This is a genomic window from Streptomyces sp. NPDC006140, assembly GCF_040628815.1.
GTDB lineage: Bacteria > Actinomycetota > Actinomycetes > Streptomycetales > Streptomycetaceae > Streptomyces.
This window is the reverse complement of sequence record NZ_JBEXTS010000031.1, coordinates 1-15,685: the sequence shown is the minus strand read 5'-3', so window position 1 is coordinate 15,685 and position 15,685 is coordinate 1. Positions and strand designations below refer to the sequence as shown.

The 15,685-nt window shown below is 71.2% G+C and carries 12 protein-coding genes; 8 read left to right on the top strand and 4 right to left on the bottom strand.

The features are described from left to right. The first annotated feature begins 2 nt into the window (after window positions 1-2). The 7 genes from ABZ386_RS41420 (at window position 3) to ABZ386_RS41390 (ending at window position 8,664) form a co-directional block, all read left to right on the top strand. A complete protein-coding gene (locus ABZ386_RS41420; protein WP_358968664.1) occupies window positions 3-1,373 on the top strand; it encodes a CHAT domain-containing protein in 1,371 nt (456 codons plus the stop codon). A 168-nt stretch (window positions 1,374-1,541) separates the two neighbouring features. Next, window positions 1,542-2,690, top strand: coding sequence for a DUF4190 domain-containing protein (locus ABZ386_RS41415; RefSeq protein WP_358968661.1), 1,149 nt, complete (start codon window positions 1,542-1,544; stop codon window positions 2,688-2,690). A 147-nt stretch (window positions 2,691-2,837) separates the two neighbouring features. Then, the gene (locus ABZ386_RS41410) at window positions 2,838-3,590 is read left to right on the top strand and encodes a GntR family transcriptional regulator (protein WP_114255113.1); all 753 of its coding nucleotides are present in this window, start codon (window positions 2,838-2,840) and stop codon (window positions 3,588-3,590) included. A 341-nt stretch (window positions 3,591-3,931) separates the two neighbouring features. Beyond that, entirely contained in the window at window positions 3,932-4,129 is a 198-nt protein-coding gene (locus ABZ386_RS41405; protein ID WP_114255114.1) for an SPOR domain-containing protein, read from the top strand. A gap of 647 nt (window positions 4,130-4,776) precedes the next feature. Beyond that, entirely contained in the window at window positions 4,777-5,208 is a 432-nt protein-coding gene (locus ABZ386_RS41400) for a (deoxy)nucleoside triphosphate pyrophosphohydrolase (protein ID WP_358968658.1), read from the top strand. A 159-nt stretch (window positions 5,209-5,367) separates the two neighbouring features. Further along, window positions 5,368-5,775 carry an ATP-binding protein gene (locus ABZ386_RS41395; RefSeq protein ID WP_114255116.1) on the top strand — a complete coding sequence of 136 codons (408 nt, stop codon included), beginning with the start codon at window positions 5,368-5,370 and terminating at the stop codon, window positions 5,773-5,775. 252 nt (window positions 5,776-6,027) lie between these two features. Further along, window positions 6,028-8,664 carry a SpoIIE family protein phosphatase gene (locus tag ABZ386_RS41390; RefSeq protein ID WP_351345125.1) on the top strand — a complete coding sequence of 879 codons (2,637 nt, stop codon included), beginning with the start codon at window positions 6,028-6,030 and terminating at the stop codon, window positions 8,662-8,664. 24 nt (window positions 8,665-8,688) lie between these two features. On the opposite strand, the gene ABZ386_RS41385 is transcribed toward ABZ386_RS41390, so the two are convergent. Continuing rightward, the gene (locus ABZ386_RS41385) at window positions 8,689-10,371 is read right to left on the bottom strand and encodes an immunity 49 family protein (protein ID WP_358968656.1); all 1,683 of its coding nucleotides are present in this window, start codon (window positions 10,369-10,371) and stop codon (window positions 8,689-8,691) included. Window positions 10,372-10,477: 106 nt separating this feature from the next. On the opposite strand from ABZ386_RS41385, the gene ABZ386_RS41380 reads away from it, so the two are divergent. Then, complete coding sequence (locus tag ABZ386_RS41380; RefSeq protein WP_358968653.1) at window positions 10,478-10,915, top strand: hypothetical protein; 438 nt, start codon at window positions 10,478-10,480, stop codon at window positions 10,913-10,915. Between the two features lie 25 nt (window positions 10,916-10,940). Here the strand turns inward: ABZ386_RS41380 and ABZ386_RS41375 are convergent, their stop codons facing one another. The 3 genes from ABZ386_RS41375 to ABZ386_RS41365 form a co-directional block, all read right to left on the bottom strand. Beyond that, entirely contained in the window at window positions 10,941-11,792 is an 852-nt protein-coding gene (locus ABZ386_RS41375; protein WP_358968650.1) for an immunity 49 family protein, read from the bottom strand. Between the two features lie 657 nt (window positions 11,793-12,449). Next, a complete protein-coding gene (locus ABZ386_RS41370) occupies window positions 12,450-13,241 on the bottom strand; it encodes an immunity 49 family protein (protein ID WP_355719257.1) in 792 nt (263 codons plus the stop codon). Between the two features lie 71 nt (window positions 13,242-13,312). After that, window positions 13,313-15,685 (bottom strand): hypothetical protein (locus ABZ386_RS41365; protein ID WP_358968646.1); only part of this gene is annotated, 2,373 nt, incomplete at its 5' end.

The following is a 15,685-nucleotide window of genomic DNA, read 5'->3' as shown; positions in this document are numbered from 1 at the left end:
CCATGGCCGTCGAGCTGCACGCCGACATCGTCCACGACCCCTCGGGGGAGTACACCCGCTGGCCCGCCGACCACGGGCACCGGCCGCTGGACCTGACGGTCACGCTCAGCGTCTGCACCGACGACAGGGTGCTGATCCACGCCTACCCGAGCGGCCGGCGCGCGCCCCGCACCCGTGTCCACCGCGCCTGGCTCCACACTTCGGCCTCCGCCATCCGGGCCGAGGCCGACCGGCTGCGGCAGTTCTGGTCGGAGAACGTCGTCCACCACCGGCCGGTCGACGCCCACGGCATGCCCCGCGGGCCGTACACCTTCGCCGACGCCTGCGACCTGCGACCGCACCGCGACACCGTCGACCCGCTGCTCGAGGAACTGGCCGTGCAGGGCAAGCGGGTGCTGGACAAGGTGCTCGCGGGCGCGGGGAACGAGCTGGAGCCGTTCCGGGCCTTCCTGCTCGGCGAGTTGGGACGCGAGGGCCTGCGGGTCAGCTTCGATTCCGAGCTGTACCTGCCCTGGCCGATGCTGGCCGTCCGCCCCGACGGCTCCGGCGCGCCGCCCTCCTTCCTGGGCCACCGGCACCAGATCGAGCAGACCGGCGCGCCCTACGCCCCGTACCAGGCACCGCCCGCCACCCGCTCCACCCCCGCCACGAGTCTCAACACCGACACCACCCTCGACGGCGTCGGCCGTTCCGACGCTGTGTACGACCTGCTGCGGGTGGCGTCCGACGTGACCGTCCGCACCACCGCCGAGGAACTCTTCAAGTCGCTGCGCAGCCCGCACTTCGACGAGGACCTCATGTACTTCTGGTGCCACGGCATGTTCGTCGAGCGCGGCGCCCACCGCACGGTCGGGATCCGGCTCTCCGACGGCAGGCTCATCGACGCGGACGCGGTGCACCGCTACCGCGAGGAGTGCCGCGACTCACCCGGGGCCGTCTTCCGCCCCTTCGTGCTGCTCAACGCGTGCCACGCGGGCGAGGCGGCGGCCACGGCCGAGCTGGAGTACCTCGGGAACGCGTTCATCGAGAACGGCGCGGACGGGGTGCTGGGCCCGCAGATCGAGATCCCGCAGGTCTTCGCGGCCGAGTACGCGCACGCGTTCATCGAGCGGTACCTGTACGGCGACGCGACCGCGGGCGAGATCTGCCACCGGCTGGTCCGTCACTTCCTCGACGACCTGCGCAACCCGCTCGCGCTGGCCTACTCGCTGCACTGCGGCATCGACAGCCGCCTGGAGACCCGGCCGGCCACCACCCGACCGCTGCTCGCGACGCCCGAGGACGGCTCCGCCCGCCCGGCGGCAGCCATACCGTCCCAGGCCGTCGCGTCCCCGAGCATTCCGCCCGGTCCGTCCGCGTCCCCGGCCAGGTGACGGACGCTCCCTGTCCGCGGTCCTGCCGCCGAGAACACCTGCCCGCACGGGCCTCGCCCGGCCTGCCGTGTGTTCCGCCCCCGTCCCTCCGCCGCTTACGATGCGGCCAGCCGTACGACGGCTCCCCACGCGCCCCCGCCCACCGCCCCAGCCAGGAGCACCGTACCCGTGTCGATACCCCCGCCCCCCGGGAACCAGCCGCCCCAGGACCCGTACGGCCCGCCGCCGGCGAACTGGACCCAGGGACCGCAGGGTTACGGCCCGTACGGCCCCACGGGCCGCCCGTACGGCACCCCGGTCTCCGTCAACGCGCTCGCCGTCGCCGCCCTCGTGCTCGGCGTGCTCTGCTTCCTGCCCGCCGCGGGGCTCGTCCTGGGCCTGATCGCGCTGCGGCAGATCAGGCGGTCCGGCCAGAGCGGCCGGGGCATGGCGATCGCCGGGGCCGTGCTGTCGTCCGTCGGGATCGCGCTGTGGACGGCGGTCCTGGCCACGGGCGCCGCGTCCGACGCCTGGGAGGGCCTCAAGGACAGCACGCAGGGCAACGAGAGCCTGTCGCTGGAGAAGGGCGACTGCTTCGACGCGCCCGACGGCCTGGAGGGCGACACCTACGACGTCGACCGGGTGCCCTGCGAAGGCAGGCACGACGGCGAGGTCTTCGCCTCCGTCACGCTGCCGGGCGGTGCCTTCCCGGGCGATTCCGAGATCACCGACATCGCCGACGAGAAGTGCTACGCGCTGCAGGACCAGTACGCCATGGACACCTGGGCGATGCCCGCCGACGTCGACGTGTACTACCTCATGCCGTCCCGGGACAGCTGGCGCTACGGCGACCGCGTGATCACCTGCGTCTTCGGCCACACCGACGCCAAGGCCAAGCTGACCGGATCGCTGCGCGGCGACCCCACGACCCTCGACACCGACCAGGTCGCCTTCCTCTCCACGGCCAACGCCCTCGACACGGCCCTGTACGAGGAGCCCGAGGACACCGCCGAGGACGACCTCGCCGCCCACCGCGCCTGGGCCACCCAGGTGCACGACGTGCTCGGCGAGAACATCGAGGCCCTGCGCGGCCACTCCTGGCCGTCCGACGCCCGCGGGCCCGTCGCCGCCCTGGTCGAGGACCTGGAGAAGGCCCGGGCGCAGTGGGCGAAGGCGAGCGAGGCCACCGACGCGGACACCTACCACGCGCACTACGACAAGGCGTACACGTACGTCGACGGCCCGGCGACCGTCACGGCGCGCAAGGCCCTCGGACTGGCCACGACCCCGCCGGCGTACGAGGAGGACGACAGCGGCAGCTCCGAAGCCGAGGTGTGACGGCGTCCATAGCGGGGAGAAAGTGCCTGCGTAAAGCCCTCAGGGCCACCATGTCATCACATCGAGTGATTCTCTGGCCTTTGCTTGCACGGCACAACCTACGGTTGCCACGCTGTTGCTGTCTGTACAACCTGATGGGAGCGGCCAGTGACATTCGGTGAGCAGCCGGCGTACTTGCGTGTCGCGGGTGATCTCCGCAAGAAGATCGTCGACGGTCAGCTGCCACCGCACACCCGCCTCCCCTCGCAGGCCAGAATCCGCCAGGAGTACGGCGTCTCGGACACCGTCGCCCTGGAGGCCCGCAAGGTGCTCATGGCGGAGGGCCTGGTCGAGGGCCGCTCCGGCTCGGGGACGTATGTGCGCGAGCGGCCCGTGCCCCGGCGCATCTCCCGCTCCGGCTACCGCCCGACCGGCGGGGCGACGCCGTTCCGGCAGGAGCAGGCCGACGGCGAGGGGCGCGGCACCTGGGAGTCCAGCAGCGAGCAGTCCGAGGCGAGTGTCGCGGTCGCCGAGCGGCTGGGCATCGACCCGGGCGACCGGGTGATGTGCACGAAGTACCTCTACCGCGAGAGCGGCGAGGCGATGATGCTCTCCACGTCCTGGGAGCCGCTCGCCGTCACGGGCCGTACGCCCGTGATGCTGCCCGAGGAGGGCCCGCTCGGCGGCATGGGCGTCGTCGAGCGCATGCGCGCCATCGACGTCATCGTGGACAACGTCACGGAGGAGGTCGGCGCCCGCCCCGGCCTCGCCGAGGAGCTGCTCGTCCTGGGCGGTGTCCCGGGCCATGTCGTCCTGGTCATCCAGCGCACCTTCTACGCCTCGGGCCGCCCGGTCGAGACGGCTGACGTGGTCATCCCGGCCGATCGGTACCGGGTCGCCTACCACCTTCCGGTCAAGTAGCGAACGCTCACATCCGTCTCGCGGCGCGCCCCCCGCGCGCCCCGCTCACACGCTCGCCATGCCCACTGTCGGCGACCGGTGCGGTCCGCGCTCTCTCCTCGGCCCGCGTTCGCGCAGGTCGCCGTCGGTGTATGCGGTATGCCCCCGACCGGATGCGTCGGGGTGCGCGGACGGCGCGTTTTTGGGCGTGCGCCCCCTGCGTTCTGGCTGGTTGCGTACCTCTTTGTGAAATCCCGTATTCGCTGCGTGAAGGTTAGGCGTAGGCTCAGGCATATGCGCATTGCGGTTTCCTTATCGGGTGGGGCACGGCACAGGCCGCGGGTGGGAAGTGGAGGGGCGCGATGAACGACAGCACGGTCACTCTTCCCTGGCTCGTGATACGAGAGGACGACAACGGCAACCGGTACCGCGTGGGCCGGTACGCGACCCGGGCCGAGGCCCAGAAGATCGCGGACAGCCTCGACGGCCGCGGCCACAAGCAGCTGTACTGGGTCGAACGACTCGGCCAGAACGGCCCGGCCACGGCGACGCACGACTGACGCACACGGGTGCGCGGGGGCGGGCCTCCGGGTCCGGCGTGCCCACGAACCGAATCATGCCCACGGACCGCCATCGTGCCGGCGAACGAGCGTCGCGCCCACGGACCGGTTGTGCCCCCGGACCGGCGTGGTACCCACGGACCGGCATCGTGCCCGCGAACGCATCACGTGCTCGCGGACGGCATCAGGCGTTCGCGGACCGCATCACGTGCTCGCGGCACCGCATCAGGCGTTCGCGGACCGCATCACGTGCTCGCGGCACCGCATCAGGCGTTCGCGGACCGCATCACGTGCTCGCGGCACCGCATCAGGCGTTCGCGGACCGCATCACGTGCTCGCGGCACCGCATCAGGCGTTCGCGGACCGCATCACGTGCTCGCGGCACCGCATCAGGCGTTCGCGGACCACGTCACGTGCTCGCGGCACCGCATCAGGCGTTCGCGGACCGCATCACGTGCTCGCGGCACCGCATCAGGCGTTCGCGGACCGCATCACGTGCTCGCGGCACCGCATCAGGCGTTCGCGGACCACGTCACGTGCTCGCGGACCGCATCAGGCGTTCGCGGACCACGTCACGTGCTCGCGGACCGCATCACGCGTTCGCGGACCGCGTCAGGTGTTCGCCCGGCCTCCCGTAGGCTCCCCGCATGAGTGAGCGGATCGTCGTAGGGGCCGCGCTGGTCGACGGCGGGCGGCTGCTGGCCGCCCGGCGCAGCGCGCCCGTCGAGCTGGCCGGGCGCTGGGAGTTGCCCGGCGGCAAGGTCGAGCCGGGCGAGACGGCCGAAGCGGCGCTCGTGCGGGAGTTGCGCGAGGAACTGGGCGTCGACGCCGAGGCGTGCGGGCGCGTCCCGGGGGAGTGGCCCCTGAAGCCGCCGTACGTGCTGCACGTGTGGACCGCGCGGCTGCGGCCCGGCTCCCCGGCCCCCGAGGCCCTGGAGGACCACGACGACCTGCGCTGGCTCGGCCCCGGCGAGATCTGGGACGTGGACTGGCTCGACCAGGACGTGCCGGCCGTGCGGCAGACCCTCGCGCACCTGGGAAGCCTCGGCGCCGACGCGGGGGAAGTGCCCGGCGCCTGAGGCCGGCCGGGGGCGTGCGGAGCGAGGCGACTGCGGTACGCGCGTCCCGTACGCCTTTTGTGCCACCGCGCGCCGCGCCGCGCGGTACTCCGCCCCGGATATCGGGTATGTGCCCATTAACCCCATGAAACCGGACATGGGTGGGCTCGCTGCTGGGAAGTGATCGGCGTGATCGACACCGAAGGCGACCGCGCCGAATGGACCTTTCCCGCCGACCCGGGCGCCGTGCGCACCGCCCGCCAGGCCGTCCGCGGCCAACTCCGCGGCTGGGACCTCGACCGTCTCGCAGACCTCGCGGCGCTCCTGGTCAGCGAGTTGGTCACCAACGCGCTGCGGCACGCCACGGGCCCCATCGGCGTCCGCCTGGTCCGCCCCGCCGGCCTGGACGGCGTCCTGCGGGTCGAAGTCTCCGACCCGCTCCCGGACCCGCCCCGCGAACGCACCGCCCGGCCCGAGGACGAAAGCGGCCGCGGCCTGCAACTCGTGGCGTCCTCCGCCCGCCGCTGGGGCACCCGGCCCGGCGACGCGGGCAAGACGGTGTGGTTCGAACTCACCGTCCGGGAGTGAAAAATCGGTGTACGTACGCCCTGCCGCTGTCGAGCGATTGGTTCAGGCCAGTGGCGGTTGCCGACGGACGTGATTCGACGACGTGTCCCCTGGTTAGAAGACTGGAAGTGTTCTCACGGTCCGGACCGAAAACCATCGGGACCGTGCTGTGATCGTGAACACCGTGTTGTGCGGCACCGTAGTGCTGGATACTGCGGGCAGCCGCCCCCGGTGACCGGTGCCGGACGCGGTGAGCTGGAGGGGACGGTTCGCGTGAGCGAGATACCAGCGAAGGCCACGGAGTCCGAGGACCCGTCGGACGGCGCGAGGGCGAGGGCCGCGGACGGCCTGGCCTCCGCGGTGGGAGGTGCGCTCGCGGCCGACGGGGTGCAGCCCGGGGACGCCATGTGGCAGAGCAGTCCCCCGGGATCCATCTACGACTACATCAAGGTCGCCTCCTTCTCCATCGGCCCCGACGGGCTCGTCGACCAGTGGAGCCTGCGCGCCGAGCACCTCTTCGGCATCTCCGCCGAACGCGCCGTCGGCATGGACCCCATCGAGACCTTCATCGACCCGCGCCATCACGAGCGGGGCATGCGGAAGATGGCGGAGATCCTCGACGGCCGCGAGTGGACCGGCGTGGTGCCCTTCCGAATGCCGAAGGGCGTCGAGGGGGAGTGCGGCAACGAGGGGCTCGCCGAGGTGTACGTCATGCCGACGCGCACCGAGGACGGCGAGAAGGCCGCCGTCTGCATCGTCGTCGACGTGCGCACCCTGCGCAGCATCGAGACCGACCTCGCCGCCTCGCAGGCCATTTTCGGTCAATCCCCGTTCGGTTTCCTGCTGATCGACCCCGATCTGCGGGTCCGCCGCGTCAACCACCGGTTCGCGTCCATCTTCGGCGGCGCGCCCGACGACCACCGCGGCAAGGGCGTCCACGACTACCTCCAGCGCGGCGAGGCCGAGCGGGTCGCCGCCACGCTGCGCCGGGTGCTGGAAACCGGCAGCTCCATCACCGACATGCACGTCACGGGCTTCGTCCCCGGCTCCGACGAGCGCCGCCACTGGTCCGTCAACCTCTACCGCGTGCACAGCGGTTCGGGCCGCCCCATCGGCGTCGCCTGGCTCGGCATCGACATCACCGCCCGCCGTGCCGCCGCCCGCGAGGCCGCCGCCGCCCGGCGCAACCTCGCCCTGCTGAACGAGGCCGGCGCCCGCATCGGCAACTCCCTCGACCTGGAGACCACGGCCCGTCAGCTCCTCGACGTCGTCGTGCCCGGCTTCTGCGACCTGGCCACCGTCGACCTCTACCAGGGTCTGCTGGTCGGCGACGAAACCCCGCCCGGGCTCGCCGACGGCAGCGCCGAGCTGCGCCGCGTGGCCTTCGCCAGCGCCGTCTCCGACGCGCCCTTCGCCGGCACCGGCGTGCCCGTCGCGGTCGGCGCCGTCCACCACTACCCGTTCAACTCGCCCTGCGCGGACGCCCTGCGCACGGCCCGCCCGCAGACGGTCCCGGGCGAGGACGGCGGCCTGGTGCAGTCCACGCTGGCCGTGCCGATGGTCGCCCACGACACGGTCGTGGGCCTGGTCCAGTTCGCCCGGACGAAGGGCAGCGAACCGTTCGGCGACCGGGACCGCGACCTCGCCGTGGAGCTGGCGGCCCGCGCCGCGGTCTGCATCGACAACGCCCGCCTCTACCGGCGCGAGCACGAACGCGCGTTGATACTGCAACGGTCCCTGCTCCCGCCCGGCGACCCGGAGGCATCCGGCCTCGACATCGCCTGCCGCTACCTGCCCGGCAACGCCAACACCGGCCGGCCCAGCGAGGTCGGCGGCGACTGGTTCGACGTCATCGAACTGCCCGGGCACCGCACGGCGCTGGTCGTCGGCGACGTCATGGGCCGCGGTCTGCGCGCCGCCGTCGCCATGGGCGAACTCCGCACGGCGGTCCGGACGCTGGCCCAGCTCGACCTCGAACCGGCCGAGGTGCTCTCCCAGTTGGACGAGATCGCCCGCGGCCTCGGCGCCCCCGGGGGCGTCCAGCAGGCGACCAGGGCGGCCCGCCGCCCCCGGGAGGCCGACCTCTCGGAGGTCTACCTGGCCACCTGCGTGTACGCGGTCTACGACTCGGTCACCCGGCGCTGCACCTTCGCCAACGCGGGCCACCTGCCCCCCGTCCTCGTCGAACCCGGCGAACAGGCCCTGATGCTCGACGTGCCGCCGGGCATGCCGCTCGGCGTCGGCGGCGAGCCCTTCGAGGAGGTCGAGGTCGAACTGCCCGAGGGCGCCCTGCTCGCGCTCTACACGGACGGACTGGTCGAAAGCCGCGACCACCCCCTCGACGAGGGCCTCCAGGCCTTCGTCAGCGCGCTCGCCGACCCCACCCAGCCCCTGGAGGACGTCTGCGACCACGTCCTCAACACCCTGGACACCCACCACGGCGAGGACGACATCGCGTTGCTGATGGCACGTGTACAGGGCCTGCCCACCGAGTCCGTCGGCGACTGGACCCTGCCGCGCGAGCCGCGCAGCGTGGGCCGGGCCCGCGAGTACGCCCGCGCCCAGCTGCTCAGCTGGGACCTGGAGCCCTTGGTCGACACCACCGAACTCCTGGTCAGCGAACTGGTCACCAACGCCCTGCGCTACGGCGAGGGCGAGATCCGCCTCCGCCTCCTCCTCGACCGCACCCTGGTCTGCGAGGTCTGGGACTCCGGCCTGGTCCAGCCGCGCCGCCGCCGGGCCCGCGACACGGACGAGGGCGGCCGCGGCCTCCAGCTCGTCGGCCTCCTCAGCGCGGCCTGGGGCTCCCGCCGCACGCCGCGCGGCAAGACGGTCTGGTTCGAACTCCCCCTCCCGGACGGCGGAACCGGCCTGCCGGATCCGGCGGAGGCGCTGTTGAGCTTGTTCTAGCGGGGTCTGCTGCGACCCCGGTCGTCAGGAGATCTCCTCCAGCCGCTGCCGGTTGAGCAGGTGCGCGGGCAGACAGGGCTGCGCGGGATCCACGGGAAACCCGTAGTCGTAGGCGAGGCTCGCCATCGCGAGCGGCCCGAGTGCCACCCGGGCGCGCGGGGCCGCCGATCCGCCCCAGTAACCGCCGTGCTCCGCGACGGCCTCGGCGAGCGTCTTGGCGAAGGTGTCGTGGTCACGTGCGATGAGCCGGTGGAAGAGGGCGGTGGGCTGGTAGTCGATCGCGTTCACGAACTCCGTCGGCGCGTGGGTCACGCCGTCCCGCCCCGACGTCTCGATGGTGGCGACGAGCTTCTCGACGACGTCATCCATGCTGGGGCCGTCCGAGAAGTAGGCCCGCAGGGTGTCGATCCAGTGCAGGACGTACTCGTCCACGGAATCGTCCTGGCGCAGCGTCTCCGACGGCACCCGGCACAGCCTGCCGATCCGGTCCGTCTGGCGGCACACGATCGCGAGGTAGAGGGCGTCGAGCCAGCCCCGGGCGTCCGCGGGCGGTTCGGCGGGGAAAGCGGGCAACTGCCAGACGAGGTCCTCGCCCAGGCGGCACTCCTGCGCGGGCGCGCCGGTGAACAGTGCGGAGCCGAGCCGGGTCGCGGTGGCCCACGCGTCCCACGTGTCGATGTGCGCGACGTCCGGGTCGTAGGCGCAGCGCGCGTGGGCGAGCGTCACGATGGAGCGGAACGCGTCGGCCAGGGTCGCCGGGTCCTGCACGAGGCGGTCCATCGACTCCGCGGCACCCCGCATGAGTTCGCCGAGCCCGGCGGGCTCAGCGGCGCCGCGGGTGGCGAGACGGCCGGCCCGGTCGAGACGGACCAGGCCCTTCATCAGGCCCAGGAGATGCGGCGGCGGCTGCAGGGAGAAGGTGAGGGTCTCGTGATCGATGACCGTGAGCGAGGTCAGGGAGCCGCGGTGCCACCAGTAGACCCGCGGTGACAGCGCGCCCGGACCGTCCTCGTGGGCGCCCAGGGCGTACGCGGCAAGGCTGTTGACGGCCTCCACGACGGAACCGTCGGCGATCGGGTGGTACACCAGGTTGTGCCGCGTGGGCACCACGACCAGGGCACCGGCATCCGGAAGCCTCTCGCCGACGACCTTCCAGGCGACTTCCGCGAGGAACAGCGCCTGGCCGGCGACGAACGGGGAGTCCCCGTAGACGGAACGCAGTCTCGCCCCGCCCTCGACGCCCACCTCCTCGTGCCGCACGGGCACGCGCATCAGGTTCGCGCGCGCCGCCTCCCCGAGGGCCTGGAGCCCGGCACGCTCCACGTCCCGGTCGGTGAGGAGCCGCACGCTGGTGGGCCCGTCCAGGGCGTAGGCGAAGACCAGGCCGTCGGCCACGACGCGCGTGTAGCGCAGGGAACCGAGGAGTTCTGAAGGAATCGAGTCGATGGGCAGCAGCCGGGCGTGCACACCCCGGAGCAGTTCCTCCGCGCTCTCATCCCCCTGGCTCGCCTGTCGCAGGCGGTCGAAGTGCGCGGCGACGAGGTCGGGCCAGTGCTCCTCCGGCGCCCTGCTGCACGTGTGCGCCAAGGACTCGAGGGAGTACTGGTGCCCCTCCCGGTAGTGCGGGGCGGCCAGTGCGCGCAAGTGCGTGGCCTGTGCGGCAGAGAGCATGGGCAGTTCGGAATCGGCGACGTCGTGCGGTGTCATGCCTGCGACCCTACGAGGCGTGTGCCCCGTGCCTGCGCCCGGCTTCCGCCCACCCCTCGAGAGGCCCTGGGCCGGTCGAGGAGACAGGGTCCTAGACTCACCACACATGAGTGACGTGTTCGCCGTTGACCTGGCCCTCGACCTGTCGCCGAACCTGCCGGACGCCGTACTCGCGCACCTCCGCCGGCACCTGGAGGCCGACAGCGCGGACGACGACAGCGACGAGGTGGACTGGCCGGACTTCGTCCCCCTGCTCGCGGACCGGGGCCCGGCGGCACACATCGGCGGCCTGCTGACCGGCGACCTCCACCGCGGCCCCCACCACTGGTCCCTGACGGCCCGCCAGGAAATCCACGCGGAACTCCTGCCCGAACTGGTCGCCCTGGCGGAGATGCTCGCCTTCAACGCGAGGACCGACGGAGTGATCGGCCAAGTGCGGTTCTACGAGGACGAGATCCCCGAACTCTTGGTCAACAGGTCGGGAACGCTGGTCAAGGTGCCACTGCGGGAGGCAGAACAGAATGCTTCCCGGCACCTGCCGTAGGGCACCAGCCGGAACTGGCGGCGAGTCAGGTGGGAAACTCACCACACCAGTTGCGGCTGATCAGCACAGCTGGCAGGTACTCGGACTCGACCTCGATGGGGATGCCTGCGTCGTGGGCGAGGCATGTCATGGCGAGAGGGGCCAAGGCGACAAGCCCTGAGATATTGACGGCCCGCTCTTCCTCGCTCCAATACTGCTTGTGCAGTTCAAGTGCCCTGATCAGCGCGCGGTTGAAGCCCTCGTGATCCTTGCGGATGAAGCGGTGGAACATTTCCATCGGCGGATACACGAGTTTGCCCACCGTTTCAGGGTCGGCGACACTCTCCGGATCGGTGCCATCGACTGCGGAGACCAGCTTGGGGACGAGGTCCTGACCGCCGAGCCAGTAGGTCTGGAGGGTCTCGATCCAGGCATAGTCGTATTCCTCGAAGCGTGAGCCGTTCTCACGCAGGAGGGAGACCGGAACTCGGCACAGGGCCGTGATCCTGTCCTTCTCCCTGCACACCACTGCCAGGTAAAAGGCCGTGATCCAAGCCCCCGGGTGCACGTACCACTCCTGGCCTGTGGCCTGCAGGGTGCGGTCCTTGTGCGCGATGCGGCACAGCACGTGCTCCTCGGTCGCTGTCGCGGCAGCGAACACAGCGGAACCGACCTGCATCGCGGTGACCCAGGCATCCCACGTGGGGAAGATCGCTGCCCGCGGATCCATGAGGCAATGCGCTTCAGCCAGGGTCAGAGTCGTGCCCAGGGCATCACCCAGACTCGTCGAGCCCGCCTCCAGTCCGTCGATCATCTCCTGCGCATTCTGCTGAAGGACCGCGAGGCCCTCTTCCGCGTTCTCAGTGGGGAAGGGGTGGCGGGGGATGATGGAGGCCAACGTTCTCCTCAGTGCTGCTACTTCGGGTTGCCGAGACTGTTGTCAGGTGTCGTACTCACCCACCCATGAGCGCTTCACGAGGTGCTTCGGCAGAAATTCCGTGTATTGGCGCCCGAAGCGCTGCCCGGAAGACAATTTGCCGTGCCACCGGGCAAATGGTCACCCCAAGCGCTGCTTGATTGCGCACTCCCGGCGTGGGCCGGCTGGGCAGCTTCGTCGTCACCGGCCCGTCCGACGTCTCCGAGGCCGTCGTCGAGGCTGTTGCCAAGGCGGATGTGCTGGCCGGCCTGTTCCGCGGTGTGGGTGCCGGCGCCGACCAGGGCCGGCTGCTGGGCGGGGGAGTCCACGCGTGGGGTGTCCGTCCCGGAGACGGCGTGTGCCGCTGTCGGATAGGTGGGGCTGGTCGACGACGTCGCCGGGGACGTCGGCGGATTTCTGCAGGACGTTGCCGTGTTCGTCGAGGATGTTGCCCTCGGGGCCGTGGTACCGGGCCGGGGCGCCGTCCTCGGTGGTGCCCCGGCCCGGGGTCCACGTGCTCGGGTAGAGCGAGGACGCCGACGTTGCCGACGCCCTTGAGCCTCTTGGTGGTACGGCTGCGGCGACGAGGGATGCACAAAGCTCGTTCCCCTGTCGGCGCGTCCGATCACCCCACTCAAATCAGGTGGGGAACTCGCCGCACCAGTTGCGGCTGATCAGCACGGCCGGCAGGTACTCGGACTCCACCTCGACGGGCAGGCCCGCGTCGTGGGCGAAGCAGGCCATGGCGAGCGGGGCCAGGGCGACGAGACCCGAGGCCTGGAAAACGCGGTTCTCCTCGCTCCAGTACTGCTTGTGGAGTTCGAGCGCCCGGGCCAGCGCCTGGTTGAAGGTCTCGGGGTCCTTGCGGATGAAGCGGTGGAAGACCTCCATCGGCGGATACAGCAGCTTGCTCACTGTTTCCGGGTCCGCGACAGCCTCCGGCTCGGTGCCGTCGACCGCGGCGACGAGCTTCGGCCCCAGGTCCGGGCCACCGCGCCAGTACGTCTGGAGGGTGTCGATCCAGGCGTAGTGATACTCCTCGAACTGCCCACCGTTCTCCCGCAGAAGGGACAGCGGGACCTGGCACAGAGCGGTGATCCTGTCCCTCTCACGGCAGATCACGGCCAGGTAGAACGCGGAAAGCCAGCTGCCGGGATTCACGTACCACTGCGGACCGGTGGCCTGCAGAGTGAGGTCCTTGTGCGCGATGCGGCACTGCACCTGGTCGTCCGTCGTGGTCGCCGCCGCGAAGACCGCGGAGCCGACCTGCATGGCCGTGACCCAGGCGTCCCACGAGGGGAACTCCGCCGCCCGAGGATCGATCAGGCAACGTGACTGAGCCAGGGTGAGCGTGACGCGCTGGGCGTCGCCCAGCCTCGTGGAGCGTTCCTCCAGCCCGGCGATCAGCTGCCGAGCGTTCTCCTGGAGCACAGCGAGACCCTCTTCCGCGTTCCCCGTGGGCAACGGAGGGCGGGAAATGATCGAGACCAACGCGTCTCTCCTTAGAAGATCTTGAAGTGCTTGAGCTCGGCCCCAGCATACTTACCGGTGTTCTCACTGGCCTGGACGAGGACGTACCGCAGGGACTTGTCCTCGATCGCCGTCCGAATCTGCGCGGCGTACTTCGCATCGTTCGGCGAGAAGATCGCACGCTCTTCCATATCGGCCAAAATGGTACGGACGTACTCGATGGTCCCCTGCTTCACCATCGTGCCGCTGTCCTGCAGCCCGTTGCCCTGGCGCCAGTCCAGCCTCGCGTTGGGGGCCTTGGCCTCCACGATGATGAGGTTGCCGTCCTTGTCCTGCCACAGCTGGTCGAATCTCTTCGAGCCGTTGGGCGTCTCGGGAAGATCGGTGATCTCCCTCGCTCCCTCGAACTCCTTCTGGACGAGCATGTGTCGGCGGGCCGCCTCCTCACCGAGCGCCTCCCCGAGCTTGCTGTTGTTGGAAACGCCTTCACCGACGGTGCTCCTGAAGTGCTCCTGCGCTTCGAGAAGTGCTTTCGCCGTCTCATCGGTCGGGTCGGCCTTGTATGCCTTCTCGGCGTTCGTCAGGTCCGTGCCCGCCATGCGCCGGGCCGAGACCTCGTCGAGATGACTCAGGTTCTCGGGCGGCACCGTGTCCCGACCCCTTTCCATGGGAGTCAGGTGGAACCGCTCGGGGTTCGCGTACGGCATCGCATCGGCGGCCATCCAGCCGCCACCCGGCTTCTCGACCAGCTTGGGCAGCAGCTGACCGTCGACCATCTCCTCGGCGTTGTTGCGCTTGCCGGGGCCCCACTTGTCGTAATGCTCGGCGCGCCAGACCGGGTCCTCGTTGGCCAGCCGGACGTGTTCACGGGTGATCGCCGCCCGCTCCTGGGGCGTGCGGTCGTCGGCGGGCTTCTCACGGGCCGCCTCGTACTCCGCGCGGTGCCGCGCCGCCTCGTCCGCGTGCTGAGCCGCTCCGCCCGTGGCGTCGTCCGTGCCGGGGGCCGCGTCGTCCGCACCCCGGCCCAGGTCGTCCAGACCTCCGGGCAGGCCGCTGCCCGTCGTCGGCGGCTCGTGGTGGCCGCCTCCCGTGGCAGGGCCGTCGCCGTGCGTGCCGTTCGTGCCCGGACCGTCCGTGTGACCGGCGGTGGCGGGCGTGTCCGAGCGGCCGGAGCCCGTCGCCGGGGTGCCGTCAGCGCTGCCGTGGCGCCCGTTGTCCAGCTCGTTCGTGGGTATGTGGTCGCCCACACGGCCGCCCGGCGTGTGGCCTGCCGTGCCGCCGGGCAGGTGATCGCCAACTGTGCCGCCGGGGAGGCCGTCGCCTCCGGCATGGACAGCCGGGGTGGTTGTCGGCGTGTCCGCGGTCCGTCCGATGTCTCCGAGGCCGTCGTCGAGGCTGTTGCCCAGGCGGATGTGCTGGCCGGCCTGTTCGGCGGTGTGGGGGCCGGCGCCGACCAGGGCCGGTTGCTGGGCGGGGGAGTCGACGCGTGGGGTGTCCGCGCCCGAGGCCGGGCCGGCCGGGGTGTCGGGCATGTGGGGCTGGTCGACGACGTCGCCGGGGCCGTCGGCGGATTTCTGCAGGACGTTGCCGTGTTCGTCGAGGATGTTGCCGTCGGGGTCGTAGTAGCGGGCGGGGGCGCCGTCCTCGGTGGGGAGTTTCGTGGTGCCCTCGGGCAGGACCGGAACGTCGTCGGGCAGCCGCACGTTGCCGTCGGGCAGCTTCGTCGCCCCTTCGGGAACGGAAGCTCCGTCGGGCAGACGCACCGTGCCGTCGGGGAGTATGGCTGTGCCTTCGGGCAGGGTGACGGCGTTCTCGGGCAGGGCGGGGATGTCGATGTTGCCGACGCCCTTCAGGCCCTTGGTGATGTCGCCGATCTTCGACAAACCGGCGCCCGCGCCCTTGGCGATGTAGGTCATCGGGTCGATGACCCGGCCGGCCTTGCCCGCCACCGACAACGCCTTGGCGACCGCGCCCGCCTTGCCCGCACCCGAGGCGGCCGCACCCGCGCCGCCGGTGAAGACCGTGGTCAGGACGTTGAAGGTGACCGCACCGGCCGCGCGGGCGGGGTTCTTGCCCCACTGGTCCCACGCCACCAGTGCCTTGCCGGTCTCCTTCATCGCCGTGCGCGAGTCACGCAGCCAGGACGGCATGTCCTTGTCCGACGCCGTCCAGAACCACGCCTGCGCCCCAGGGATCGCCGTGATCACCAGGCCGGTGGCGAGCTGGGCCAGGCCCTTCCACGCCTGGCCCATCGCCTCCCAGCCGCCGAAGCCGACCAGGGTGCCCAGACCCTTGATCGTGCCCCAGATGCCGTCGACGATCAGCCCGTCCCACACGAACGACTTCACCCAGTGGCCGACCTCGTACCACTTGTGCTTCTCCTCCACCGGGTCACCCCAGGGGAG

What these genes read in the sequence shown, in the direction of transcription:
- ABZ386_RS41420 (WP_358968664.1), top strand. Translation starts at nt 3, where the DNA reads ATGGCCGTCGAGCTGCACGCCGACATCGTCCACGACCCCTCGGGGGAG.
- ABZ386_RS41405 (WP_114255114.1), top strand. Translation starts at nt 3,932, where the DNA reads ATGAACGACAGCACGGTCACTCTTCCCTGGCTCGTGATACGAGAGGAC.
- ABZ386_RS41400 (WP_358968658.1), top strand. Translation starts at nt 4,777, where the DNA reads ATGAGTGAGCGGATCGTCGTAGGGGCCGCGCTGGTCGACGGCGGGCGG.
- ABZ386_RS41385 (WP_358968656.1), bottom strand. Translation starts at nt 10,371, where the DNA reads ATGACACCGCACGACGTCGCCGATTCCGAACTGCCCATGCTCTCTGCC.
- ABZ386_RS41380 (WP_358968653.1), top strand. Translation starts at nt 10,478, where the DNA reads ATGAGTGACGTGTTCGCCGTTGACCTGGCCCTCGACCTGTCGCCGAAC.